This is a genomic window from Nocardioides sp. AX2bis, from assembly GCF_902506435.1.
Classification (GTDB): domain Bacteria; phylum Actinomycetota; class Actinomycetes; order Propionibacteriales; family Nocardioidaceae; genus Nocardioides.
Genome location: NZ_LR733250.1, coordinates 1 through 1999, shown reverse-complemented (window position 1 = coordinate 1999; position 1999 = coordinate 1). Strand labels below are relative to the sequence as shown.

General features: G+C 75.4%; 2 protein-coding genes. One reads left to right on the top strand and one right to left on the bottom strand.

Translation table 11 applies throughout. The features are described from left to right. Nucleotides 1–406: 406 nt before the first annotated feature. A complete protein-coding gene (locus GV155_RS20255) occupies nt 407–685 on the top strand; it encodes an HU family DNA-binding protein (RefSeq protein WP_160012121.1) in 279 nt (92 codons plus the stop codon). 152 nt (nt 686–837) lie between these two features. Here the strand turns inward: GV155_RS20255 and GV155_RS20250 are convergent. Further along, nucleotides 838–1999: glycoside hydrolase family 26 protein (locus tag GV155_RS20250; protein WP_160012119.1), on the bottom strand; the 1162-nt coding region annotated here is incomplete at its 5' end.

Sequence of the window (1999 nt, the reverse complement as noted above, 5' to 3'; positions counted from 1 at the left end):
GGCCGAGGCCGGGCCGGCGCCGAGGGTGCCGGCGGCGGCGAGGGCCGCGACCAGGGCAGCGAGGGGGGTGGTCTTCTTCATGGTTTCCAGACACCTTCCGGCGGGCCGCGGACGGCCACGTGGTGGGCACCTCCCGAGACAGGAGGGCTGACGGCCGGGGGGCCGTCGCACGTCACTGTGCTCCTCCTGGCGCCCCAGCGCCACGGTCCGGAGATGCAGGTCGACGCACTGCATGAACTTGCAAACCGGACCCGTGCCGGCCCACTCCGGGCCCTCTCCGTGCGGGCCCTGGGCGAGCCCTGGCCCGGCTCCGCACCACGCCGCAGCAGGCCCCGGGCGCGCGCCCAGGGCCCCTGGGCCGCTACGGTGCCGAGAAGAGATCGCACGCGACATCAAGGAGTTCCACATGAACAAGAGCCAGCTCGTCGAGGACGTCGCCACCCGCGCCGACGTCGACAAGGCCACCGCCGACCGCGCCGTCGCCGCCGTCCTCGAGGCCATCACCGAGGCCCTCGTCGCCCGCGACAAGGTCACCATCCCCGGCTTCGGCACCTTCGAGACCCGCGACCGTGACGCCCGCACCGGCCGCAACCCCCAGACCGGCGAGGCCATCCAGGTCGCCGCCACGACGGCCCCCGCCTTCAAGGCCGGCGCCGAGCTCAAGCGCAAGGTCGCCGGTCGCTGACCGACCGCACCTCGTAGGACCCCTGCGCGCCCCGCGCGCACGCACGCCCCCGCCGGTCACCGGCGGGGGCTTCTGCGTCCCCGACGCGCCGCAACCGTCATCTCGACGCGCCGCGAGCGTCACCTCGGCTGTCCGCGAGCGTCATCTCGGCGTCAGCGGGCGCGGCCTGAGCGGTCGAGGGCGGCGGCGTAGGACTGCGCGAGCGACGGGTCCGCGGTGGCGCGCCAGTCCACCTGACCGGCTACCTCCGGCTCGGTCTTGGCCCACTCGAACCAGCTGACCATCGCCAACGCGGGGAGCCTCTCGGCCAGCGCCGGGTCCCAGACCTGGTCCCACCAGGCCGCCTTGATCTCGGCCTCCGGGGCGCCGCCGGCGCCGGGCACGTAGAGCGCGGCGGTCTCGGTCACCGCGAGCGGCTTGCCGCGGGCCACGCCGTACTCGCCGTGGAAGTCCGGCACGACCCGCTCGTCGCGGGTGGTCGAGACGTAGGTGCCGCTGAGCTGGTCGACCAGCTTGTCCGGCGCGGGCACCTCGTTCTCGCCCCACGGGTAGTCCTCGCCCCAGTGGTAGAGCGACATGCCGACCCAGTCGACCGCGTCGTCACCGGGGTAGAACGGCGCGTAGCCGTCGTCCAGCTCGGTCAGCACGCCGTCGCCGTCGGTGTCGAGCACGCCCGGGGCGGCCGGGTCGGCGTGGTAGCCGCCGCCCAGGAACGGGTAGCCGCCGGCATAGCTCGGCGCCCACATCATCTGCGTCCCCGGGGCGCCGGCGTGCACCGCCGCGGCCACCTGGCGGAAGGACGCGACGTACGCCTCCGGCTGCTGGCCCCACGGGTACCACGACCCGTTCATCTCGTGCGCGTAGCGGAGGAACACCTCGACGCCGGCGTCGTTCCACGCCCGCAGCTGCGCGACCAGGTCCGCCGTGGCCGTCTCGTCGACGGCCGCCAGGCCCGCGTTCGGCTCCAGGGTCAGCAGCACGCTGCTGCCGGCCTCCGCGGCCTGGTCGACCACGCCCTGCACCGCCGCGAGGTCCTCGGCGCGCAGCGGCACCTCCGCGAAGGTCACCACGACCGCGGGCGTGCGCCCCAGCCGCTCGGAGTAGGCCGCCAGGCTGTCGGTGCTCCAGTCCAGGCTGACCCCGGTCAGCACGTCGCCACCCCGCGCCGCCGCACCGGTGCCAGCCGTGCCGGCGGCGGGCTCGTCGGTCCGGGCACCGACGTCGAGGCGCAGCGCGAGGGCCGCGAGCGCGACGAGCACCACCGTGCCGGCCAGGAGCCGGGTGCGGGGAGAGGGGCGGGAGGGGGGACGTGGT